The following is a 21,600-nucleotide window of genomic DNA, read 5'->3' as shown; positions in this document are numbered from 1 at the left end:
CGTTACTTCAGAACCTACACAGTGGACGCGAGCAACTGAGGACAAGCCCTCGGCCTATTAGTACCAGTCAACTCCACCCGTTGCCGGGCTTCCATATCTGGCCTATCAACCCAGTCGTCTACTGGGAGCCTTAACCCCTCAAAGGGGGTGGGAGTCCTCATCTCGAAGCAGGCTTCCCGCTTAGATGCTTTCAGCGGTTATCCTTTCCGAACGTAGCCAACCAGCCATGCCCTTGGCAGGACAACTGGCACACCAGAGGTTCGTCCGTCCCGGTCCTCTCGTACTAGGGACAGCCCTTCTCAAGACTCCTACGCGCACAGCGGATAGGGACCGAACTGTCTCACGACGTTCTAAACCCAGCTCGCGTACCGCTTTAATGGGCGAACAGCCCAACCCTTGGGACCGACTCCAGCCCCAGGATGCGACGAGCCGACATCGAGGTGCCAAACCATCCCGTCGATATGGACTCTTGGGGAAGATCAGCCTGTTATCCCCGGGGTACCTTTTATCCGTTGAGCGACGGCGCTTCCACAAGCCACCGCCGGATCACTAGTCCCTACTTTCGTACCTGCTCGACCCGTCAGTCTCACAGTCAAGCTCCCTTGTGCACTTACACTCAACACCTGATTACCAACCAGGCTGAGGGAACCTTTGGGCGCCTCCGTTACTCTTTAGGAGGCAACCGCCCCAGTTAAACTACCCACCAGACACTGTCCCTGATCCGGATCACGGACCCAGGTTAGACATCCAGCACGACCAGAGTGGTATTTCAACAATGACTCCACAACCACTGGCGTGGCCGCTTCAAAGTCTCCCACCTATCCTACACAAGCCGAACCGAACACCAATATCAAGCTATAGTAAAGGTCCCGGGGTCTTTCCGTCCTGCTGCGCGAAACGAGCATCTTTACTCGTAATGCAATTTCACCGGGCCTATGGTTGAGACAGTCGAGAAGTCGTTACGCCATTCGTGCAGGTCGGAACTTACCCGACAAGGAATTTCGCTACCTTAGGATGGTTATAGTTACCACCGCCGTTTACTGGCGCTTAAGTTCTCAGCTTCGCCAACCCGAAGGTTGACTAACCGGTCCCCTTAACGTTCCAGCACCGGGCAGGCGTCAGTCCGTATACATCGCCTTACGGCTTCGCACGGACCTGTGTTTTTAGTAAACAGTCGCTTCTCGCTGGTCTCTGCGGCCACCACCAGCTCACACTGCAAGAGTGATCACCAGCAATGGCCCCCCTTCTCCCGAAGTTACGGGGGCATTTTGCCGAGTTCCTTAACCATAGTTCACCCGAACGCCTCGGTATTCTCTACCTGACCACCTGAGTCGGTTTAGGGTACGGGCCGCCATGAAACTCGCTAGAGGCTTTTCTCGACAGCATAGGATCATCCACTTCACCACAATCGGCTCGGCATCAGGTCTCAGCCTTAACGTGTGACGGATTTACCTACCACACGGCCTACACCCTTACCCCGGGACAACCACCGCCCGGGCTGGACTACCTTCCTGCGTCACCCCATCGCTTACCTACTACCACCTTGGATCGGCGGCTCCACCACGTCCCTTTGTCCGAAGACTCCAGGCCGGCTTCACGGCCTTAGCATTAATGGATTCGATACTGGGCGTTTCAAAGCGGGTACCGGAATATCAACCGGTTGTCCATCGACTACGCCTGTCGGCCTCGCCTTAGGTCCCGACTTACCCTGGGCAGATCAGCTTGACCCAGGAACCCTTAGTCAATCGGCGCACACGTTTCCCACGTGTGTATCGCTACTCATGCCTGCATTCTCACTCGTGAACCGTCCACAACTCGTTTCCACGGCTGCTTCACCCGGCACACGACGCTCCCCTACCCATCACGATCCCCGTTGGGGGTAATATCGCAATGACACGACTTCGGCGGTGTGCTTGAGCCCCGCTACATTGTCGGCGCGGAATCACTTGACCAGTGAGCTATTACGCACTCTTTCAAGGGTGGCTGCTTCTAAGCCAACCTCCTGGTTGTCTCTGCGACTCCACATCCTTTCCCACTTAGCACACGCTTAGGGGCCTTAGTCGATGCTCTGGGCTGTTTCCCTCTCGACCATGGAGCTTATCCCCCACAGTCTCACTGCCGCGCTCTCACTTACCGGCATTCGGAGTTTGGCTAAGGTCAGTAACCCGGTAGGGCCCATCGCCTATCCAGTGCTCTACCTCCGGCAAGAAACACACGACGCTGCACCTAAATGCATTTCGGGGAGAACCAGCTATCACGGAGTTTGATTGGCCTTTCACCCCTAACCACAGGTCATCCCCCAGGTTTTCAACCCTGGTGGGTTCGGTCCTCCACGAAGTCTTACCTCCGCTTCAACCTGCCCATGGCTAGATCACTCCGCTTCGGGTCTTGGGCACGCTACTCAACGCCCTATTCGGACTCGCTTTCGCTACGGCTTCCCCACACGGGTTAACCTCGCAACATACCGCAAACTCGCAGGCTCATTCTTCAAAAGGCACGCAGTCACGACGCACCGAGCAAGCTCGATGCGCGACGCTCCCACGGCTTGTAGGCACACGGTTTCAGGTACTATTTCACTCCGCTCCCGCGGTACTTTTCACCATTCCCTCACGGTACTATCCGCTATCGGTCACCAGGGAATATTTAGGCTTAACGGGTGGTCCCGCCAGATTCACACGGGATTTCTCGGGCCCCGTGCTACTTGGGTGGTTCTCAAACGAGCCGCTAATGTTTCAGCTACGGGGGTCTTACCCTCTACGCCGGACCTTTCGCATGTCCTTCGCCTACATCAACGGTTTCTGACTCGTCTCACAGCCGGCAGACTGCAAAAGAGAACTCCCACAACCCCAACCACGCAACCCCTGCCGGGTATCACACGTGACTGGTTTGGCCTCATCCGGTTTCGCTCGCCACTACTCCCGGAATCACGGTTGTTTTCTCTTCCTGCGGGTACTGAGATGTTTCACTTCCCCGCGTTCCCTCCACACTGCCTATGTGTTCAGCAGCGGGTGACAGCCCATGACGACTGCCGGGTTTCCCCATTCGGACACCCCCGGATCAAAGCTCGGTTGACAGCTCCCCGGGGCCTATCGTGGCCTCCCACGTCCTTCATCGGTTCCTGGTGCCAAGGCATCCACCGTGCGCCCTTAAAAACTTGGCCACAGATGCTCGCGTCCACTGTGCAGTTCTCAAGCAACGACCAGCCACCCACCACCCCAACCCGAAGGCTGAGTTCACTGGGGCCGGCATCGCGAAGGTCCAGACCGTAGTCCGTACCCTCAGATACCCAACAGCGCGCCCGGCCCACCCGATCAATCCCCACGTTCCACGCCGAAGCAGTACTAGTGACAACCAACCAAGTGTGCCGAATAGTCAACGTTCCACCCATGAGCAACCAGCATCAGACATTCGCCGATGTACTGGCCTCTGACCCGGACAAGTCCGAGTGAGAAGTGCTCCTTAGAAAGGAGGTGATCCAGCCGCACCTTCCGGTACGGCTACCTTGTTACGACTTCGTCCCAATCGCCAGTCCCACCTTCGACGATTCCCTCCCACAAGGGGTTGGGCCACCGGCTTCGGGTGTTACCGACTTTCGTGACGTGACGGGCGGTGTGTACAAGGCCCGGGAACGTATTCACCGCAGCAATGCTGATCTGCGATTACTAGCAACTCCGACTTCATGGGGTCGAGTTGCAGACCCCAATCCGAACTGAGACCGGCTTTTTGAGATTCGCTCCACCTCGCGGTATCGCAGCTCATTGTACCGGCCATTGTAGCACGTGTGCAGCCCAAGACATAAGGGGCATGATGACTTGACGTCGTCCCCACCTTCCTCCGAGTTGACCCCGGCAGTCTCCTGTGAGTCCCCATCACCCCGAAGGGCATGCTGGCAACACAGAACAAGGGTTGCGCTCGTTGCGGGACTTAACCCAACATCTCACGACACGAGCTGACGACAGCCATGCACCACCTGTACACCGACCACAAGGGGGCGCCTGTCTCCAGACGTTTCCGGTGTATGTCAAGCCTTGGTAAGGTTCTTCGCGTTGCGTCGAATTAAGCCACATGCTCCGCTGCTTGTGCGGGCCCCCGTCAATTCCTTTGAGTTTTAGCCTTGCGGCCGTACTCCCCAGGCGGGGAACTTAATGCGTTAGCTGCGGCACGGACGACGTGGAATGTCGCCCACACCTAGTTCCCAACGTTTACGGCGTGGACTACCAGGGTATCTAATCCTGTTCGCTCCCCACGCTTTCGCTCCTCAGCGTCAGTATCGGCCCAGAGATCCGCCTTCGCCACCGGTGTTCCTCCTGATATCTGCGCATTTCACCGCTACACCAGGAATTCCGATCTCCCCTACCGAACTCTAGCCTGCCCGTATCGAATGCAGACCCGGGGTTAAGCCCCGGGCTTTCACATCCGACGTGACAAGCCGCCTACGAGCTCTTTACGCCCAATAATTCCGGACAACGCTTGCGCCCTACGTATTACCGCGGCTGCTGGCACGTAGTTAGCCGGCGCTTCTTCTGCAGGTACCGTCACTCTCGCTTCTTCCCTGCTGAAAGAGGTTTACAACCCGAAGGCCGTCATCCCTCACGCGGCGTCGCTGCATCAGGCTTTCGCCCATTGTGCAATATTCCCCACTGCTGCCTCCCGTAGGAGTCTGGGCCGTGTCTCAGTCCCAGTGTGGCCGGTCGCCCTCTCAGGCCGGCTACCCGTCGTCGCCTTGGTAGGCCATCACCCCACCAACAAGCTGATAGGCCGCGGGCTCATCCTTCACCGCCGGAGCTTTCCACACGGAGGTCATGCGACCCCGTGTCGTATCCGGTATTAGACCCCGTTTCCAGGGCTTGTCCCAGAGTGAAGGGCAGATTGCCCACGTGTTACTCACCCGTTCGCCACTAATCCCCTCCCGAAGGAGGTTCATCGTTCGACTTGCATGTGTTAAGCACGCCGCCAGCGTTCGTCCTGAGCCAGGATCAAACTCTCCGTGAATGTTTTCCCGACTGCGTTTAATTAAAAACTGCGGGTCAAACACACACGAGAGCGGAACAACCAGACGGAATAGGTCCGGTCGTTCACAGCGTCCTCGCTGTGTGTGCCATCCGCACCGCATGGGTGCCGATGGACTTTCAAAGGAACCTCATCCACCGAGGTGGACGGGGTATCAACATATCTGGCGTTGACTTTTGGCACGCTGTTGAGTTCTCAAGGAACGGACGCTTCCTTTGTGCCTTATCGGTTCTGATTGACTCAGTACCAGGCCCTCCGGGCGCTTCCCTTCGGTCTTGCGTTTCCGACTCTACCAGATCCTTGCGGGCCCGATTTTCGCCGGTGCGTTTCCGCCTTTCGGCTTCTTCGCGTTTCCAACCTTACCAGATCCGTTTCCGTGTCCGGCGCCCTGTTGGAGCGGGCTCGGCCGTCCGGCTTTCGCTTTTCGACCTTTCCGACTCTACCAGACCCGATTTCGTTCCGTTTCCGGTCCGAATTCGTTTCCGATTCCCCGTCGGAGGGGGTTGCCGTGGTGCGGCTATTTGAGCTGCCGCGCCTTTCGGCGTGTTCACTACTTTAGCGGAATTCCTCGCTGACGCATAATCACGTCACGGTTCGAATTTCGGCATGCCGAAATAGGTCCCGTTGAGGGGCCGTGCAGTAGTGGTGTGCCGCGAGGCGGCGGGATGGCTGCTGGTGCCTGTCGGCTCCGTGGCAACTCGGAGAACACTACACGAGGGGGTCAGGTGCTTCAAACCCGTGCCGGGGCAGGGTTTGCGGGGTACTTTGAGCCCATGACTCCGCATGCGCTCGTACAGCAGTGGTGGCTCGCCTGACGGCGGCCGACCACAGCGCATGCATGACCACGGCCGCCGCTTCGGCGGCCGTTCGCGTTTCTCCCTCTCGCAGCCGGCCGGTGAGGCCGGCGGTCCCGACGCACCCGGCAAGGGTGCGCAAGACGAAGGCAAGGACGGACGGGATGGCGATGACGGAGCGGGTACGGATCTTCAGTGGTGTGCAGCCGACGGGGCATCTGACGCTGGGGAACTACCTGGGGGCGATGCGACGGTGGGTCGAGGAGGACCAGCACCGGGCGGACGCCCTGTTCTGTGTGGTGGATCTGCACGCGCTGACCGTGGAGCACGATCCGGCGCGGGTGCGGCGGCTCACCCGGCAGGCGGCGACGCTGCTGCTGGCGGCGGGGCTGGATCCGGCGCGGTGCACCCTGTTCGTGCAGAGTCAGGTGCACGAACATGTACGGCTGTCGTATCTGATGGAGTGCACGGCTTCCGACGGTGAGATGCGGCGCATGATCCAGTACAAGGAGAAGGCGGCGCGCGAGGAGGCGCGGGGCGGGAGCGTACGGCTGTCGCTGCTGACGTATCCGGCGCTGATGGCGGCGGACGTCCTGGCGTACGGGACGCACGAGGTGCCGGTCGGCGCGGACCAGGCTCAGCATCTGGAGCTGACGCGGGATCTGGCGGTGCGCTTCAACCAGCGGTACGGGGCGACGTTCGTGGTGCCGGAGGGGACGTATCCGGCGGTGGCGGCGCGGGTGATGGATCTGCAGGAGCCCACGTCGAAGATGGGGAAGTCGCAGGGCCGGACGGCCGGGACCGTCTTTTTGCTGGACGAGCCGGAGGCGGTGCGCAAGAAGGTGCTGCGGGCCGTGACGGATACGGCGGGCGAGGTCGTGTACGCGCGGGACGAGCGGCCGGGGGTGGCGAACCTGCTGGACGTGCTGGCCGCGTGCGCGGGTGGGGAGCCGGCTCGGCTGGCCGAGGGGTACACCTCGTACGGCGCGCTGAAGAAGGATGTGGCGGAGGCCGTGGTGGAGGTGCTGCGGCCGGTGCGCAAGCGGCATGCGGAGCTGGCCGCCGACCCCGCGTACGTCGACGAGGTGCTGCGGGCCGGTGCGGAGCGGGCGCGGGGGCTGGCCCGGCCGCGGGTGGACGCGGCCTATCGGGCGGTGGGGCTGTCGGCTTAGGGACCGTAGGGAGGGAGGGCCCTCGGGGAGAGGGCCCTTCCGGGCGGGAGCCGTGGTGGTGGCTCCCGCCGTGGATCAGCCGTTGCCGGAGGCCAGTTCGCGGCTGCGGTCGCGGGCGGCTTCCAGCGCGGCGAGGAGGGCGGCGCGGACGCCGTGGTTCTCCAGTTCGCGGATGGCGTTGATGGTGGTGCCCGCCGGGGAGGTGACGTTCTCGCGGAGGGTGACGGGGTGTTCGCCGCTGTCGCGGAGCATCACCGCGGCGCCGACGGCGGCCTGGACGATGAGGTCGTGGGCCTTGTCGCGGGGCAGGCCGAGGAGGATGCCGGCGTCGGTCATGGCCTCGACGAGGAAGTAGAAGTACGCCGGGCCGGAGCCGGAGAGCGCGGTGCAGGCGTCCTGCTGGGACTCCGGGACGCGGAGGGTCTTGCCGACGCCGGAGAAGATCTCCTCGGCGCGGGTGAGGTGGCTGCCGGTGGCGTGGGTGCCGGCGGAGATGACGGACATCGCCTCGTCGACGAGGGCGGGGGTGTTCGTCATGACCCGTACGACCGGGGTGCCGGCGGCCAGGCGTTCCTCGAAGTAGGAGGTGGGAATGCCGGCGGCGCCGCTGATGACCAGGCGGTCGGCGGGGAGGTGCGGGGTCAGCTCCGCCAGGAGGGTGCCCATGTCCTGGGGCTTGACGGTGAGGATGAGGGTGTCGGCGGCCTCGGCGGCCTCGGAGTTGCTGACGGCTTCGACGCCGTAGCGGGAGCGGAGCTGTGCGGCGCGCTCCGGGCGGCGGGCGGTGACCAGCAGGTCGGATGGCGCCCAGCCGCCCCGGATCATGCCGCTGAGCAGGGCTTCGCCGATTTTTCCGGTGCCGAGTACGGCGACCTTCTGGGTCATGCTGCGGTTCACCTCGCCGGTGGTGCCCGGGCGGTGGCCCGGGGGCCGGCCCGTTGAGCGGTCGGTTGCCCCGTCATCCTCGCACCTGGCGGGCGGACGGCGCGGCGGCGTTCCGAGGGCCGGGACGGCGTCAGGCCGTGCGGCGGCGGAGGGTGGCGGCGCCGAGGCCGAGGACGAGGAGGGCGCAGCCGGTGACGATGACGGCGTCGCGGACGAACTCGCCGGTGATGTCGGGGTGCCGCAGGACCTCGTTCATCCCGTCGACGGCGTAGGACATCGGCAGGACGTCGGAGAGGGCCCGGAGCGCGGGCTGCATGGTGTCGCGCGGGGTGAACAGGCCGCAGAGCAGCAGTTGGGGCATGAGGACGGCGGGCATGAACTGGACGGCCTGGAATTCGGAGGCGGCGAAGGCCGAGACGAACAGGCCGAGGGCGGTGCCGAGCAGGGCGTCGAGGACGGCCACCAGGAGGAGCAGCCAGGGCGAGCCGATGACGTCCAGGCCCAGGACCCGGACGGACAGGCCGGTGGCGAGGGCGGACTGGACGACGGCGAGCAGGCCGAAGGCGAGGGCGTAGCCGCTGATCAGGTCGGCCTTGCCGAGGGGCATGGCGAGGAGGCGTTCCAGGGTGCCGGAGGTGCGTTCGCGCAGGGTGGCGATGGAGGTCACCAGGAACATCGTGATCATCGGGAAGATGCCGAGGAGCGAGGCGCCGATGCCGTCGAAGGTCTGCGGGCGGGCGTCGAAGACGTAGCGCAGCAGGGCGATCATCACGCAGGGGACGACGAGCATCAGCGCGATGGTGCGCGGGTCGTGGCGCAGCTGGCGCAGGACCCGGGCGGCGGTGGCCAGGGTGCGGGACGGCGACCAGGGCGCGGTGGCGGGGTGGGGTGCGCCGGTGGGGTGCGGTGCGGTGGTCATCGCGCGGACTCCTCAAGGGTGGTGCGGGCCGCTTCCGGGGTCCGGCCGGTGGCCGCGGCCTCGTCGACGAGGTGGAGGAAGGCGGCCTCGACGGTGGCGGAGCCGGTGCGCTCCCGGAGGGCGTCGGGTGCGCCGTCGGCCAGGATGCGGCCCTCGCGCATCAGGAGGAGCCGGTGGCAGCGCTCGGCCTCGTCCATGACGTGGGAGGAGACCAGGAGGGTGGTGCCGCGGTCGGCGGCGAGGGTGTGGAAGAGGTTCCACAGGTCGCGGCGCAGGACGGGGTCGAGTCCGACGGTGGGTTCGTCGAGGACGAGGAGTTCGGGGGCGCCGAGCAGGGCGACCGCGAGGGAGACCCGGCTGCGCTGGCCGCCGGAGAGGTGTCCGGCGAGGGCGTCGGCCTGGCGGGTGAGGTCGACGTCCTCGACGGCGCGGGTGACGCTGTCGCGGCGCAGGGCCCGGGCGGCCCGGCCGGGGTGGAGGACGGCGGCGAAGTAGTCGAGGTTCTGCCGGACGGTGAGGTCGTCGTAGACGGACGGGTCCTGGGTGACGTAGCCGATACGGGGGCGCAGCCGGGGGTCGCCCGCGGGCCGGCCGAGGACGTCGAGGGTGCCGGTGACCTTGGCCTGGGTGCCGACGATGGCGCGCAGCAGGGTGGATTTGCCGCAGCCGGAGGGGCCGAGGAGGCCGGTGATGCGGCCGCGGGGCACGTCGAAGCGGAGGGCGTCGAGGACGGTGCGGCCGCCGCGGACGGCGGTGAGGTCCTGCGCGTGGACGGCGACGGCGGGGTCGCGGCCATAATTCATCATGTGATGAATAGTGCTCCCGGCGGGGTGGGGCGTCAAGCGGGTGGGCAGCGGAAATGCGCTCCGCCGGGGGCGCCGCCGGAGAAAGGAGAACCGGAGAAAGAAGAAGGTGGCCGGAGGGGCGCGGGTGGCCACCGGGCCGCGTGGGGCTTCGAAGCGGGCGGATAAGAGCGCGGGGCGGCGCATTGCGGAACGGGGTGGCATTTCTGGCCGCCGGAGCGAACGGAACCAGCCATTCCCGTCCGATAACTCCTCGTTCACAGGGTGCTTACATCCCGAGGTGGAGCGCTGCGTGGTCGCGTGGACACAATGGGGTGACCTGTCCAGCCGCGCCGGAAGGGGCGACATGGCGAAGACCCGGGCCGGCCTTCTCGGCCGGCTCCTGTTGCTCGTCGTCGCCCTCGTGCTGGCCCTTCCGGCGGTCGCCGGAGGCGCGTACGCGGCGAGCGGGCCGGCGGCCGCGAAGAGCACCGCCCGCGGGGACGCGCCGGACGACGCGCAGTGGGCGTCGGACGCCTCCGAGCACCAGGAGCCCGGTGCCGACCGCTGCCGGACGCGCCACGGCGGGCGCTCCACGGCCACGGTCTCCGTGCCCGTCCCTCCACGCACGACCGTGTCGAGTGCCGGTCCGCTGCGCGCCGAGGGCGGGCCGGGCCGGACCGTCCCGCTCACCGGCCGGCGGGCCGTTCCGGTCTGGAGATCGGGCGAACTGCCGGTCCGGCACCTCGTCTTCCGCTGCTGAGGGCCGAGAGCCGCCCCAGGGCCTCCCCCGGCCCGCGCACCCGACGGATCCAGCCGTCATCCCTTTCCTGGCGCGCGCCACGTGACACGGCGCGGCGGCGGGTGACCACAGCTCTCGGGCCGGTGGTCGCCGGACCGCTGCCGCGTCGCGTTCGGCTCGTGTGTCCCGGTGCGTTCTCGTGCGTACCCGGGCGTCCGCGCGCGCCGCCTCACCACGCACTCGCTGGAGGCATGCTCATGCAGAGGTTCCGTGTTGCCCGGCTCCGCCCGTCCCTGCTCTCCATACCCTCGCGCCGGACGCTGGCGCGCGGGCGCGCCGATGTCACCGCCTCGCTCGTCGTCTTTCTCGTCGCCGTCCCGCTGTGTGTCGGGGTGGCCGTCGCGTCCGGGGTGCCCGCCGAACTGGGGCTGGTCACCGGGATCGTCGGCGGGCTGCTGACGGGGCTGCTGCCCGGCAGCAGTCTGCAGGTCAGCGGCCCGGCCGCCGGGCTGACCGTGCTGGTTTTCGAGGCCGTGCGGGAGTACGGGCTCGGCGCGCTGGGCGCGCTGGTGCTGCTCGCCGGGCTGTTGCAGCTGGTCATGGGGGCGCTGCGGCTGGGCCGCTGGTTCCGGGCCATTTCCGTGGCGGTGGTCCAGGGGATGCTCGCGGGCATCGGACTGGTGCTGATCGCCGGGCAGTTGTACGCCCTGGCGGATGCCAAGGCGCCGGGCAACGGGCCGGCGAATCTGGGCGGGCTGCCGCATCTCGTGGCGGACACCGCCTCCTCCGGTACGGCGCTGACGGCGCTGGCCGTGGGGGCGGGCACCATCGTGCTGCTGGTGCTGTGGCCCAAGTGGCGGCCGGCGGCGCGGGTGCTGCCGGCGCCGCTGGTGGCGGTGGCGCTGGCGACGGCCGTGGTGGCGGCGCTGGATCTGCCGGTGGCCCGGGTCGAGGTGGCGGGCCTGCTGGATGTCGTCCAGCCGCCGGGCGGCGCGGACTTCGCCCGGCTCGCGGAGGCGGGGGCGCTGGCCGGGGCGGTGGGCACCGTGCTGGCGTTCGCGCTGATCGCGTCGGCGGAGTCGCTGTTCAGCGCGGCCGCGGTGGACCGGCTGCACGACGGGCCGCGGACCGACTACGACAAGGAGCTGATGGCGCAGGGCGCCGGCAACACGGTGTGCGGGCTGCTCGGCGCGCTGCCGATGACCGCGGTGATCGTCCGCAGCGCCGCGAACGTGCACGCCGGGGCGCGGACGAAGGCCTCGCGGGTGCTGCACGGGGTGTGGCTGCTGGTCTTCGCGGCGGCGTTTCCGGTGGCGCTGAGCGTGGTGCCGATCGCGGCGCTGGCCGGTGTACTGGTCCATGCGGGCGGCAAGTTGATCCCGGTGCGGCAGTGGCGTCCGCTGTGGCGCGAGCACCGGGGCGAGGCCGTGGTGCTGGCCGCGACGGCGGTGGCGATCGTGGCCACGAACATGTTCGAGGGGGTGCTGCTGGGGCTGCTGATGGCGGTGGCCAAGTCGGCGTGGGAGACCTCGCACGTCCATCTGGAGATCGTGGAGCGCGACGAGCCCGCGGGCGGCGACGGCGGGCCCGGCCACGGCACCACGGCCGCCCCGCTCCCCCGGCGTCCGCTCCTCGTCCGGGCCATCGGCAACGCCACCTTCCTGCGGCTGCCGAAGCTGCTCGACCAGCTGGCGGCGCTGCCCGAGGACCGGGAGATCGAGCTGGACCTGTCCGGGCTGCGGCATCTCGACCGGGCCTGTGCGACCGCCCTCGGCAGCTGGGCGGAGCACCGGCGCGGGCCAGACGGGTCCGCGCGGCGCAAGGCCCCGTCCATCACCCCGTGACACGAGCCCGATAGGGACCGGCGGCCGGGCGGAAATGACCGTAGTGTCGGCATGCTGATCACCGCCGACCCTTGGAGTGCCGTGAACCGCCGGCCCTATCGCTCCTGTGGTGCGACCGCCGCCCTCTCCGTCGCCCTGCTGCTCTCCTCGTGCACCGGCGGCGGTGCGCGGGGGGCGGCGGGCGGCGGCGGGGTGGGCGATCCGCTCTTCCCGGCGCTCGGCAACGGCGGCTACCAGGTGCGCCATTACGGGCTGGACCTCGACTACGACGTGCAGAAGAAGCGGCTGGACGCGACCGCCGACCTCACCTCCGAGGCCACCGAGGACCTGCGCTCCTTCCAGCTCGACCTCCAGGGGCTGCAGGTGTCCCGCGTGCGGGTCGACGGCGAGAACGCCGACTTCTCCCGCAAGGGACACAAGCTGATCGTCCGGCCGCCCGACGGGCTCCGTAAGGGCGCCGCGTTCCGTACGACCGTCACCTACGCCGGGAGCCCGCAGGAGCTGACGGATCCGGACGGTACGACGGAGGGGTGGGTCAAGACCCCCGACGGGGCGTTCGTCTCGGGTGAGCCCGCCGGGTCCATGACGTGGTTCCCCGGCAACAACCACCCCGAGGACAAGGCGACGTACGACTTCCGCATCACCGTGCCGCAGGGCTATACCGCCGTCGCCAACGGGGAGTTGCGGTCGCGGAAGACCGCCGGGGGCCGGACAACGTTCCGGTGGCACAGCGGCCAGCCGATGGCCAGCTATCTGGCGACCGCCACCATCGGCAAGTTCGACGTCCGCACCTCGCACACGCCCCAGGGGCTGCCGCTGTACGTCGCGGTGGACCCGGCGGAGGCCAGGGCGAGCCGGGGGCCGCTGGCGAAGCTGCCGGAGATCCTGACGTGGGAGAGCGGGCTGTTCGGCCCGTACCCCTTCTCCTCGGCGGGCGCCATCGTCGACGACACCCCCGCACGGATCACCTGGGAGGCGCTGGAGACCCAGACCAAGCCGGTCTACGCCGGGGCGCCGGACACCGTGACCGTGGTGCACGAGATGGCCCACCAGTGGTTCGGGGACTCGGTGACGCCGAGGACCTGGGCAGACGCCTGGCTCAACGAGGGCTTCGCGACGTACACCGAGTGGCTGTGGGCCGAGCACACCGGCGGCAAGACCCCGCAGCAGCAGTTCGACGCGCTCTACAAGGACGACCCGCACAACGAGCGCTGGGACTTCCCGCCGGGCCGCCCGGGCGCGGCGAAGAACGTGACCGGCCCGGCCGTCTACGAGCGGGGCGCGATGCTGCTCCAGCAGCTGCGGAACGCCGTCGGCGACAAGACGTTCTTCCGGATCCTCAAGGAGTGGCCGGCGAAGTACCGCTACGGCACGGCCGATTCGGCGGACTTCATCGCCTTCAGCCAGGAGCGCACGCACGTGGACCTGAAGCCGCTGTTCCAGGCCTGGCTGTACGGGAACGGGAAGCCGAAGCTGACGTATTGAGCCGAAGCTGACGTATTGAGCGGCGGCCCGACGCGGACCCGGGCCGCCGCTCCGCTCCTCCGCCCCCGCGCGGTCGTCTGCCGCGGGCCCCCGTCAGGACGGGACGGGCGGCCGGCGGGTGACCGTGACGTCCAGCGCGTAGGCCTCCTCGACGATGCCGTCCGGGAAGACGTCCAGCAGCGCGGCCCGCTCGTCCGCGAGGACGGGGGCGGCGGCCGCGGGGCCGAGGGCGGAGAAGTACGAGCGGCTGCCCAGCATCGCGAGGTGGGTGTCGAGGGGGACCCGCCTGGTCCAGTGCAGGACGCGGGTGACCGGGCGCAGTCCGAGGCCGAGGCCACGGATCAGGTCGGGGGCCTCCGGCGCGACGCCGTGGGCATGGCATCCGGGGAGCCGCCGGGCGATCCGGGCCTCCTGGGCAGCCGCCCACCTCACCTCCGGGTCGGGGATGTTCCACCACAGGGCGAGCGCGCCGCCGGGCCGCAGCACGCGGATCGCCTCGGGCACGGAGCGGGCGGGGTCGGTCCAGTGCCAGGCCTGCGCATAGCCGACGAGGTCGAAGCCCGCGCCGTCGGAGAACGGCAGCGCGTCACCCAGCGCGCGGACGAGCGGAGTACCGGGGTGGGCGCCGCGCAGCTCGGCGGCCATGGCGGCGCCCGGCTCGACGGCGGTGACCCGTGCGCCACGGGCGGCGAGCAGCCCGGTGGCGATGCCCGTGCCGGCCCCGACGTCCAGCACCCGCGCCCCGGCCAGCGACTGTCCGGCCAGCTCCTCGATCGTGTCGAAGAGGGCCGGTGGATAGCCGGGCCGGGCGGCGGCGTACTGGGCGGCCACCGCGTCGAACGACCGCGCCAGGGTGGCTTGGGCCGGCGGCGGTACGGGCGTGCCGTGCTGCGTCGTCCGCGACGGCTGAGGCTGAGGCGATTCCGGCATGCCCGTCATCCTGCCCATGTCACGGAGCGCGCGGAGGCCGAGGAAAAAAGTCATACCCGGTTTAATTTTGAACCCGGTATGGCTAGAGTGGCGCCATGGTGGGACTGCGTGAGCGGAAGAAGGAAGAGACCCGGCGGCGGATCGCGGCGACGGCCTGGCGGCTGTTCGCCGAGCGGGGCTTCGAGGCGGTCACCGTGAACGAGATCGCCGAGGCGGCGCAGGTGGCCAAGGCCACGCTGTTCAGCTATTTCCCGACCAAGGAGGCGCTCGCCCTCCAGGGCGTGGGGGACGACGACCTGGCGGGCATCGTCACGGGACGGGCGGCCGGCACGACGGCCCTGGCCGCGCTCCGGGCGCACTTCCGGGCCCTCGCCGCCGGACCGATGACCGGCCTGGACCCGGAGGTGCTGGTCTCCCGGGTCCGGGTGATCTTCGACAGCCCCGCCCTGAGCAGCGCCACGAACAGCCTGCTCTACCAGCAGCGGCAACGGCTGGCGCAGGCGCTGACCGCGGAACTCGGCGAGCGGACGGCCGTGTTGGCGGCGGCGCAGATCAGCGCCTCGGTGGTGACCCTCCAGGAGGGCTTCTTCCGCCGGCTGGCCGACGGCAGCGCGCCGGCGGACGCCCGCGCGCGGCTGGGCGAGGAGATCGAGCTCGCCTTCGACCTGCTGACCCACGGACTCGGCGGGCACGACGGGCACGACGGGCAGGCAGGGCAGGACCGAGGCATCCAGAGGAACCAGAGAGGGCAGTGAGACGCGGCATGCGCGCACGGGGCATCAACTACGACGTCGGATTCCTCCCCGGCGAGGAGCTCTCCCGGAAGACCTTCACCGTCGAGGCGGTGCGGCACGACCTCATGGCGATCGCGCGGGAGCTGCACTGTGACGCGGTGCGGATCTCGGGCGGCGATCCGGAGCGGCTGGGCATCGCCGCGCAGTGCGCCGCGGAGGCCGGACTGGAGGTGTGGTTCGCGCCCTTCCCCGTCGACCTCACCCCCGAGGAGCTGCTGCCGTACTTCGCGGACTGCGCGGAGCGGGCCGAGGCCGTACGGGCGGGCGGGGCGGAGGTGGTGTTCGTCGCCGGGTGCGAACTGAGCGCGTTCTGCGCCGGGTTCCTCCCCGGGGACACCTACGGCGCCCGGCTGCAGGCGATGATCTCCGCCGACATGGACTGGTGGGCGTCGCTGGGCCCGGTGCACGAGCGGCTCAACAACTTTCTCGCCGAGGTGGCGTCCGTGGCCCGGTCCCGCTTCGGCGGCCGGATCAGCTATGCCGCGGGCCCCTGGGAGAGCATCGACTGGCAGCCCTTCGACATCGTCGGCGTGGACGCGTACCGGGCCGCGTACAACGCCACGACGTTCCGCGACGAGCTGCGCGCGCACCGCGGCCACGGCAAGCCGGTCGCGGTGACCGAGTTCGGCACCTGCGCCTACCGCGGCGCGGGCGAGCGGGGCGGCCTTGCCTGGCAGCCGCCGGCCGGGGCGGTGCCGGACGAGAGCGAGCAGGTGCGCTACTTCACGGAGCTGCTGGACATCTTCGAGGAGGAGGGCGTGGACACCGCGCTGTGGTTCACCTTCGCGGGCTTCAAGACGCTCAAGGGCGCCGACCTCGCCTCGTACGGGGTGGTGCGGATGCTCGACGGGACGCACTGGGAGCCGCGCGAGGTGTTCCACACGATGGCCGCCCGGTACGCGAGGGACGGAGCCCCCGGGGGCGGCGACGAGAGGGACGCGCAGGGCTGAGCCGCCCGCCGCACGCTTGCCGCGGTTGGCGCCCCCTCGCTCAACGGCGCTTCTTGGTCCCCGACTTGCGGGTGGCCGGATTGCCGGTACGGGCGCCCCGGCGGCGCTCGTACCGCTCGCGGGCCACTTCGTACTCGGCGCGGCAGCGCTTCTCCCCGGGAGCCTCGACGAGGCTGCGGCAGAAGTAGGCGAGCAGCGAGCCGAGGAAACCGATGAGCATCAGCCCCTGCCCGGAGCTGTCGGCCGCGCGCGCCGCCGACGGGCCGGGGCCTCCGGTGAAGCCCGCCCAGGTGTGGCGGAAGGCCAGGGCGCTGCACACGGCGATGCCGACGACGACCAGCGTGCTGACGAGCGAGCCCACGGCGGCCGTCGCCAGGCCCTGGAACGCGAAGCGCAGCACCACCGCACCGGCCGCGGCCAGCGCGAGCGAGCCCACCGCGACCCCGGCCCGGCGCAGGCCGTAGCCGCCGTCGCGGCGGACCCAGGTGGTGCCGAAGAACCGGATCGGCTCCGGCTCCGGTCCGCCGCGCTCCGCCCCGCCGGCCTCCCGGCCGTCGCCCTGCCCCGGCTCCGCGGTGGCCCTCTGCTGCTCGCTCATGCCCCGATTATCCCCGGCGGGGCCGGCACGGGAGCCTGCGGGCGGCACGGGGCCTGCGGGCGCGGCGCCGGACCGGAGCACGGCCGACCGGTGACGGCGGCGGACGGGTCAGGAAACGCGGACCGGTCGCGGTGTCCGGACCGGTCGCGACGTCCCGTCCGGTCGTGACGTCCCGTCCGGTCGTGACGTCCCGTCCGGTCGTGACGTCCCGTCCGGTCGTGACGTCCCGCCCGGTCAGTCCGGTCAGTCCGGTCAGCTCGTACAGACCGGAGCGACCCTGCCGCTGCTGCCCGTGTGGACGTACGTGTCGGAGACGTACTGGCCGGGCGCGATGTTGTCCCAGATGTCCGAGGTGCCGTACGGGCCGCTCACCCGCTGGCCGTGTCGCTGGCAGCGGATCTGCACCCGGGCGCCCTCGGCCAGCGTGCGCACGACGGGCTCGTCGGTGCTCGGGCCCTGGCGGACCTTGACGCGGTAGCCGGGCGCGAGCGGGAAGTCGAGGCCGCCCGCCGCGGCGAGCGCCTGCCCCTCGGCCGGCTCCCCTACGCTCCGTTGATCCTCTGTGGTCATCTCTGCATTCCCCCGTTTACTCGTGCCTCTTTTATGCCGCCGTGGCGAGACCCGTATGCCGCCGTGGCGAGAGCCGCCGCGGCTGCTCGTCCGACGATGCGCCGTGACGGTGCGCCTCGATGGCGCAACGCGCACGCTAGCAAGCCTCGTTCACCTCGCACGCGCTATCGACTAAGCTCCGCGCGTCGCACTCGCGACCGCATGGCAAGGGAATGACACGGGGGTGGATCCATGCCGGCGCTGCGCGATTCCGGGCCGGAATCGGAAGCGGAACATCCGGAATATGCCGGGCAATATCGTCTGGAAGCCCGTCTGGGCTCCGGCGGAATGGGCGTGGTGCATCTGGCGCGCTCCTCGTCCGGGCTGAGCCTGGCGGTCAAGGTCATCCATGCCGAATACGCCCAGGACCCGGAGTTCCGCGGGCGGTTCCGGCAGGAGGTGGCGGCGGCCCGGCGGGTCAGCGGGGCCTTCACGGCGCCCGTCGTCGACGCCGATCCGGAGGCCGGGCGGCCGTGGATGGCGACCCTGCACATTCCCGGCCCGACCCTCTCGGACCATGTCAAGAGGAATGGCCCGATGGTGCCCGGCGAGGTGCGGCAGCTGGCCGCCGGACTCGCCGAGGCGCTGCGCGACATCCACCGCGCCGGGGTGGTGCACCGTGATCTCAAGCCGGGGAATGTGCTGCTGGCCGCGGACGGTCCCAAAGTCATCGACTTCGGGATCTCGCGCCCTTCCGACAGCGACATGCGCACCGAGACCGGCAAATTGATCGGCACGCCGCCGTTCATGGCGCCGGAACAGTTCCAGCGGCCGCGCGAGGTGGGTCCCGCCGCGGATGTCTTCGCGCTGGGCTCGGTGCTGGTGCACGCCGCGACCGGGCGCGGGCCGTTCGACTCGGAGAGCCCGTACATCGTCGCGTATCAGGTGGTCCACGACGAGGCCGATCTGGCGGGCGTGCCCGAGGAGTTGGCGCCGCTGATCGAGAGCTGTCTGGCGAAGGACCCCGCGGACCGCCCGACGCCGGACGCGCTGATGGAGCTGCTGCGCACGCACGCCCCGGCGGAGGCACGTCCGGCCGCACCGGCGGAACGGGACGGGGCCGTGCCCGCACGCCCCGAGCCGACGCACGTCCGCGCCGCCGCCCCCGAAAACCCCGCCGGTCCCCGCCGCCCCTCCGGTACCCGCAACCCCCGCACCCGCCGCTGGCCCCTGTGGGCCGCCCTCGCCCTGCTCGTCACCGGTGCCGGCACGTTCACCGGCATCCGTGCGCTGGCCCCGGCGGGCGACAGCCAGGACCCCGAGCTGCAGACCCGCCCCTCGTCCGCCGACCGGGCCGACGTCCGCCCGTGGCACACCACCCTCGTCAAGCGCCCCCGGGGCCACGCGGCCGAGCTGCCCTTCTGCACCCACGGCGCGGGCGCCGTCTTCTGCGGCCAGCCCGGCGTGCTCGCCGCCCGGCTCGCCCCGGGCAGCGGCCGGGTGGCCTGGCAGCGCAAGGACGACGCCGCCACCGGCGGGAACTCCCCGAAGAACGCCGCTTCCCCCACCCCGCCGGCGCTCTCCGGCGGACTGCTGTACGCCTTCTCCGCCGACGCCGAACGGCTGACGGCGCTGGACCCGTCGGCCGAGGCCAAGGGCGCCACCCGCTGGACCAAGGACGTCTCCGGCTACGAGGGCGGGGCTCGGATCGTCGGGGACCAGGTGCTGCTGACGGCGGCGGACGGCACCGTCACCGCGCTGGACAGCACGAGCCACCGGCAGGTGTGGCACCGGCGCTTCACGGGCCACGCCCTGCCCGCCTTCACCGCGTTCGGCGACGGGCACACCGCCTACGCGGCCGAGAACACCCCCGACGGCACCGGCACCCAGGTCACCGCCATCGACCCGGCCCACGGCAGGGTCCGCTGGTCACACCGGCTGCCCGGGCTGCTCGCGGTGGCCGGGCCCGGTGCGGGCGGGGCGCTCTATCTGACCGTCACCGACCCGTCGTTGGCGTACCGCACCACCGCCGTCCTCCGGTACGACCCGGCCACCGGGCACACCCGGCGCCTCAAGCTCACCGCACCGCTGGACGGGGCCTCGGCCGTCGTGCGCGGCGAGTCGGTGTACCTGCTCGCGGAGGGCGGTGCGCTGCAGGCCGTCGGCGCGCGGACCTGGGACACCGAGACCTCCGTCAGCCGGGGCTCGGCACCGGTGGTGAGCGGCGACCGGCTGTATTTCACCGCGGCGGACGGCCGGCTGCTCGCGGTCGACACCCGCTCCGGCGAGCTGCTGGGCCAGACACCGCCCCGGATGCACGGCCGCCACAACGGGTTCGTGGAAAGGCTGCCGGCCCCGTTGGTGGACGCCCGGCACGGCCGCGTCTACGCGGCGGCACCGGACGGCAGCGTCTTCTCCGCCGCGTCGGGCGACCCCGCGGGCTGGTGACGGCCGGGCCCACCGCCCGCCGCATGGCAGGGACAGCCACAGCACTCGCGCCGCACCCCCGGAACGGCCTCGGCGGCCTCGGTCCCGGGACCGCCCGTGGTGCATCCGGGGTGCCTGCCGACATGGCAGGCCGGCGAGACGTACGGGGCGCCCGCGCTCACCGGGCCGCCCGCTGCAGCACCGCGATCAGCTTGCGGGTCGTCTCCACGTTGCAGCGCCCCAACTCGACGAGACTGCGCGGCGGTTCATAACCGAACGTCACCGGGCCCACGGCCAGCGACGGCAGCACGATGCCGGTCTCCTTGAGCACGGCGGCCAACTCCCCGCAGGCCACCTCGGCCTCGTCCCTCGCGTCGCCCGCCGCCCGTCGTCGCGTCGTCATCCGTATCGCTCCCGTCTGCCGTTTCCCTGTCCGATACCCCGGAGCGCCACTACCGTGTGTGTTCCGGCCATTACGAGGATGGCCCCGGAAAAAGGCGCGAATGCCGCTTGCGGGCCCTGTTGCACCGCTCCGCGCCGCTAGTTCCACAGCTTCCACGGAGGAGGTCACCATGCCGCCGCGACGAGCGATCACCGGCCGGAGCCAGGAACCGCGCCAACGGTTCGCCGAAGAACTGCGCTCACTGCGCGCCAAGAAGGGCGAAAGCCTGCGGCAGCTCGGTGCGGCACTGGGCTGGGACTGGTCCCTCTTCGGCAAGATGGAGAGCGGCCAGACGATCGGCAGCCCCGAGGTCGCACAGGCGCTGGACCACCACTACGGGACGAAGGATCTGCTGCTGACGCTATGGGAGTTGGCAGCGGGAGACCCTTCGCAGTTCAAGGAGCGATACCGGCGGTACATGGCTCTGGAAGCCGAGGCGGTGAGCCTTTGGCACTTCGGAGTGAGTACCGTTCATGGGGTGCTCCAAACAGAAGGCTAAGCGCGCGCCTTGCTTGAGGCGGGCAGCAGCGAAGGCGCAGAACTCACACGGCAGGTTGAAGCACGGATGGGGCGGAGGGAGTTGCTCGATGGTGACCACTCGCCGCGGTTTCGCACCATCCTTTCGGAAGCGGTACTGCGAACGCCGCTGGAGGATGCCCCGGAGTGGCGGGAACAGCTTGAGCACCTGATCGAGGCGACGAAACGCCCCAACATCACACTCCACGTAATACCGTTCAGCGCTGGGCTCTACGGCCTGGACAGCACATCCGTGATGTTTCTGCGTCTTCCGGACGGCCGCACCGTCGCCTATACCGAGAATGCACACCGCGGCGAACTCATCGAGGAAACTGCATCGGTTGAGCATCTGCAACACGCGTACGATGCGGTTCGTGACCGGGCTTTGAGCCCGGCCGAATCACAGAAGTTCGTCACGCGGATGTTGGAGGAAGTGCCGTGCGATCCATCGATCTGAGCACCGCCACCTGGCGCAAGAGCACCCACAGCAATTCGGACGGGGCGCGTGTATCGAGGTTGCCGACAACATCCCCACCGTCACCCCCGTCCGCGACAGCAAGAACCCCCACGGCCCCGCCCTCACCTTCGAGGCGACCGCCTGGACCTCCTTCGTCACCGCCGTGAAGCACGGACAACTCCCCCGCACCTGACCCGCGCGGCCCCGGCTCTCAAGAGCCGGCCCACAGACCGGCCCCCGTCGCTCGCCCGCGACGGGGGCCGTTGTCCGATCACGGCCTTCCCCCGACGCACTCTGCATGCTG

At 69.1% G+C, this 21,600-nt stretch carries 14 protein-coding genes, 2 rRNA genes and 2 pseudogenes; 9 read left to right on the top strand and 9 right to left on the bottom strand.

Features of this window, described 5'->3' with window-relative positions; all coding sequences use genetic code 11:
• Positions 1–37: 37 nt before the first annotated feature.
• A 23S ribosomal RNA gene (locus ACQP17_RS20880) occupies positions 38–3,160 on the bottom strand.
• Between the two features lie 303 nt (positions 3,161–3,463).
• A 16S ribosomal RNA gene (locus ACQP17_RS20875) occupies positions 3,464–4,992 on the bottom strand.
• The 16S and 23S rRNA genes sit together here, the layout of an rRNA operon.
• Positions 4,993–5,968: 976 nt before the next feature.
• Between ACQP17_RS20875 and trpS the strand changes: the two genes are divergently transcribed.
• Positions 5,969–6,976, top strand: a complete 1,008-nt coding sequence (trpS, locus tag ACQP17_RS20870) for a tryptophan--tRNA ligase (protein WP_433857640.1) — start codon at positions 5,969–5,971, stop codon at positions 6,974–6,976.
• Positions 6,977–7,051: 75 nt separating this feature from the next.
• Here the strand turns inward: trpS and proC are convergent, their stop codons facing one another.
• The 3 genes from proC to ACQP17_RS20855 all read right to left on the bottom strand — a co-directional run bounded on the left by proC (position 7,052) and on the right by ACQP17_RS20855 (position 9,586).
• Entirely contained in the window at positions 7,052–7,861 is an 810-nt protein-coding gene (gene proC / locus ACQP17_RS20865) for a pyrroline-5-carboxylate reductase (protein WP_433857639.1), read from the bottom strand.
• 130 nt (positions 7,862–7,991) lie between these two features.
• On the bottom strand, positions 7,992–8,780 hold the full coding sequence (locus ACQP17_RS20860) for an ABC transporter permease (RefSeq protein WP_433857638.1): 789 nt from the start codon (positions 8,778–8,780) through the stop codon (positions 7,992–7,994).
• Positions 8,777–9,586: an ABC transporter ATP-binding protein gene (locus tag ACQP17_RS20855; RefSeq protein ID WP_433857637.1), complete on the bottom strand. Its 810-nt coding sequence runs from the start codon at positions 9,584–9,586 to the stop codon at positions 8,777–8,779. The genes ACQP17_RS20860 and ACQP17_RS20855 overlap by 4 nt, the downstream gene beginning before the upstream one ends.
• Positions 9,587–9,929: 343 nt before the next feature.
• Here ACQP17_RS20855 and ACQP17_RS20850 point away from each other — a divergent pair, with 343 nt between their 5' ends.
• The 3 genes from ACQP17_RS20850 to ACQP17_RS20840 all read left to right on the top strand — a co-directional run bounded on the left by ACQP17_RS20850 (position 9,930) and on the right by ACQP17_RS20840 (position 13,633).
• Positions 9,930–10,325 (top strand): hypothetical protein, encoded by a 396-nt coding sequence (locus tag ACQP17_RS20850; protein WP_433857636.1) that lies wholly within the window; start codon positions 9,930–9,932, stop codon positions 10,323–10,325.
• A 236-nt stretch (positions 10,326–10,561) separates the two neighbouring features.
• Positions 10,562–12,148, top strand: coding sequence for a SulP family inorganic anion transporter (locus tag ACQP17_RS20845; protein WP_433857635.1), 1,587 nt, complete (start codon positions 10,562–10,564; stop codon positions 12,146–12,148).
• Positions 12,149–12,199: 51 nt separating this feature from the next.
• The gene (locus ACQP17_RS20840) at positions 12,200–13,633 is read left to right on the top strand and encodes a M1 family metallopeptidase (RefSeq protein WP_433857634.1); all 1,434 of its coding nucleotides are present in this window, start codon (positions 12,200–12,202) and stop codon (positions 13,631–13,633) included.
• Positions 13,634–13,726: 93 nt separating this feature from the next.
• Here ACQP17_RS20840 and ACQP17_RS20835 read toward each other — a convergent pair whose 3' ends face one another.
• Entirely contained in the window at positions 13,727–14,563 is an 837-nt protein-coding gene (locus tag ACQP17_RS20835; RefSeq protein WP_433857633.1) for a class I SAM-dependent methyltransferase, read from the bottom strand.
• 95 nt (positions 14,564–14,658) lie between these two features.
• Here ACQP17_RS20835 and ACQP17_RS20830 point away from each other — a divergent pair, with 95 nt between their 5' ends.
• A complete protein-coding gene (locus ACQP17_RS20830; protein WP_433857632.1) occupies positions 14,659–15,318 on the top strand; it encodes a TetR/AcrR family transcriptional regulator in 660 nt (219 codons plus the stop codon).
• An 8-nt stretch (positions 15,319–15,326) separates the two neighbouring features.
• Positions 15,327–16,307: a hypothetical protein gene (locus ACQP17_RS20825; RefSeq protein WP_433857631.1), complete on the top strand. Its 981-nt coding sequence runs from the start codon at positions 15,327–15,329 to the stop codon at positions 16,305–16,307.
• A 40-nt stretch (positions 16,308–16,347) separates the two neighbouring features.
• Here the strand turns inward: ACQP17_RS20825 and ACQP17_RS20820 are convergent, their stop codons facing one another.
• Positions 16,348–16,905: a hypothetical protein gene (locus ACQP17_RS20820; protein WP_433857630.1), complete on the bottom strand. Its 558-nt coding sequence runs from the start codon at positions 16,903–16,905 to the stop codon at positions 16,348–16,350.
• Between the two features lie 252 nt (positions 16,906–17,157).
• Positions 17,158–17,475 (bottom strand): peptidase, encoded by a 318-nt coding sequence (locus tag ACQP17_RS20815; RefSeq protein ID WP_433857629.1) that lies wholly within the window; start codon positions 17,473–17,475, stop codon positions 17,158–17,160.
• A 231-nt stretch (positions 17,476–17,706) separates the two neighbouring features.
• Between ACQP17_RS20815 and ACQP17_RS20810 the strand changes: the two genes are divergently transcribed.
• The gene (locus tag ACQP17_RS20810) at positions 17,707–19,902 is read left to right on the top strand and encodes a serine/threonine-protein kinase (protein ID WP_433857628.1); all 2,196 of its coding nucleotides are present in this window, start codon (positions 17,707–17,709) and stop codon (positions 19,900–19,902) included.
• A gap of 157 nt (positions 19,903–20,059) precedes the next feature.
• Here the strand turns inward: ACQP17_RS20810 and ACQP17_RS20805 are convergent, their stop codons facing one another.
• On the bottom strand, positions 20,060–20,284 hold the full coding sequence (locus tag ACQP17_RS20805; RefSeq protein WP_433857627.1) for a hypothetical protein: 225 nt from the start codon (positions 20,282–20,284) through the stop codon (positions 20,060–20,062).
• 169 nt (positions 20,285–20,453) lie between these two features.
• Between ACQP17_RS20805 and ACQP17_RS20800 the strand changes: the two are divergent.
• Together ACQP17_RS20800 and ACQP17_RS20795 are read left to right on the top strand one after the other, a co-directional pair.
• A pseudogene (locus tag ACQP17_RS20800) lies at positions 20,454–21,296 on the top strand (helix-turn-helix domain-containing protein).
• Positions 21,278–21,489: pseudogene (locus tag ACQP17_RS20795) on the top strand (DUF397 domain-containing protein). Before ACQP17_RS20800 ends, ACQP17_RS20795 begins: the two co-directional pseudogenes overlap by 19 nt.
• Positions 21,490–21,600 lie beyond the last annotated feature (111 nt).

It is taken from the genome of Streptomyces kronopolitis, assembly GCF_050953795.1.
GTDB classification, from domain to species: Bacteria; Actinomycetota; Actinomycetes; order Streptomycetales; family Streptomycetaceae; genus Streptomyces; species Streptomyces kronopolitis_A.
The sequence above is the reverse complement of the archived record's forward strand: the minus strand, read 5'-3'. Positions and strand labels throughout refer to the sequence as shown.

What these genes read in the sequence shown, in the direction of transcription:
- trpS (WP_433857640.1), top strand. Translation starts at nt 5,969, where the DNA reads ATGGCGATGACGGAGCGGGTACGGATCTTCAGTGGTGTGCAGCCGACG.
- proC (WP_433857639.1), bottom strand. Translation starts at nt 7,861, where the DNA reads ATGACCCAGAAGGTCGCCGTACTCGGCACCGGAAAAATCGGCGAAGCC.
- ACQP17_RS20860 (WP_433857638.1), bottom strand. Translation starts at nt 8,780, where the DNA reads ATGACCACCGCACCGCACCCCACCGGCGCACCCCACCCCGCCACCGCG.
- ACQP17_RS20855 (WP_433857637.1), bottom strand. Translation starts at nt 9,586, where the DNA reads ATGATGAATTATGGCCGCGACCCCGCCGTCGCCGTCCACGCGCAGGAC.
- ACQP17_RS20850 (WP_433857636.1), top strand. Translation starts at nt 9,930, where the DNA reads ATGGCGAAGACCCGGGCCGGCCTTCTCGGCCGGCTCCTGTTGCTCGTC.
- ACQP17_RS20845 (WP_433857635.1), top strand. Translation starts at nt 10,562, where the DNA reads ATGCAGAGGTTCCGTGTTGCCCGGCTCCGCCCGTCCCTGCTCTCCATA.
- ACQP17_RS20840 (WP_433857634.1), top strand. Translation starts at nt 12,200, where the DNA reads ATGCTGATCACCGCCGACCCTTGGAGTGCCGTGAACCGCCGGCCCTAT.
- ACQP17_RS20835 (WP_433857633.1), bottom strand. Translation starts at nt 14,563, where the DNA reads ATGCCGGAATCGCCTCAGCCTCAGCCGTCGCGGACGACGCAGCACGGC.
- ACQP17_RS20830 (WP_433857632.1), top strand. Translation starts at nt 14,659, where the DNA reads ATGGTGGGACTGCGTGAGCGGAAGAAGGAAGAGACCCGGCGGCGGATC.
- ACQP17_RS20825 (WP_433857631.1), top strand. Translation starts at nt 15,327, where the DNA reads ATGCGCGCACGGGGCATCAACTACGACGTCGGATTCCTCCCCGGCGAG.
- ACQP17_RS20820 (WP_433857630.1), bottom strand. Translation starts at nt 16,905, where the DNA reads ATGAGCGAGCAGCAGAGGGCCACCGCGGAGCCGGGGCAGGGCGACGGC.
- ACQP17_RS20815 (WP_433857629.1), bottom strand. Translation starts at nt 17,475, where the DNA reads ATGACCACAGAGGATCAACGGAGCGTAGGGGAGCCGGCCGAGGGGCAG.
- ACQP17_RS20810 (WP_433857628.1), top strand. Translation starts at nt 17,707, where the DNA reads ATGCCGGCGCTGCGCGATTCCGGGCCGGAATCGGAAGCGGAACATCCG.
- ACQP17_RS20805 (WP_433857627.1), bottom strand. Translation starts at nt 20,284, where the DNA reads ATGACGACGCGACGACGGGCGGCGGGCGACGCGAGGGACGAGGCCGAG.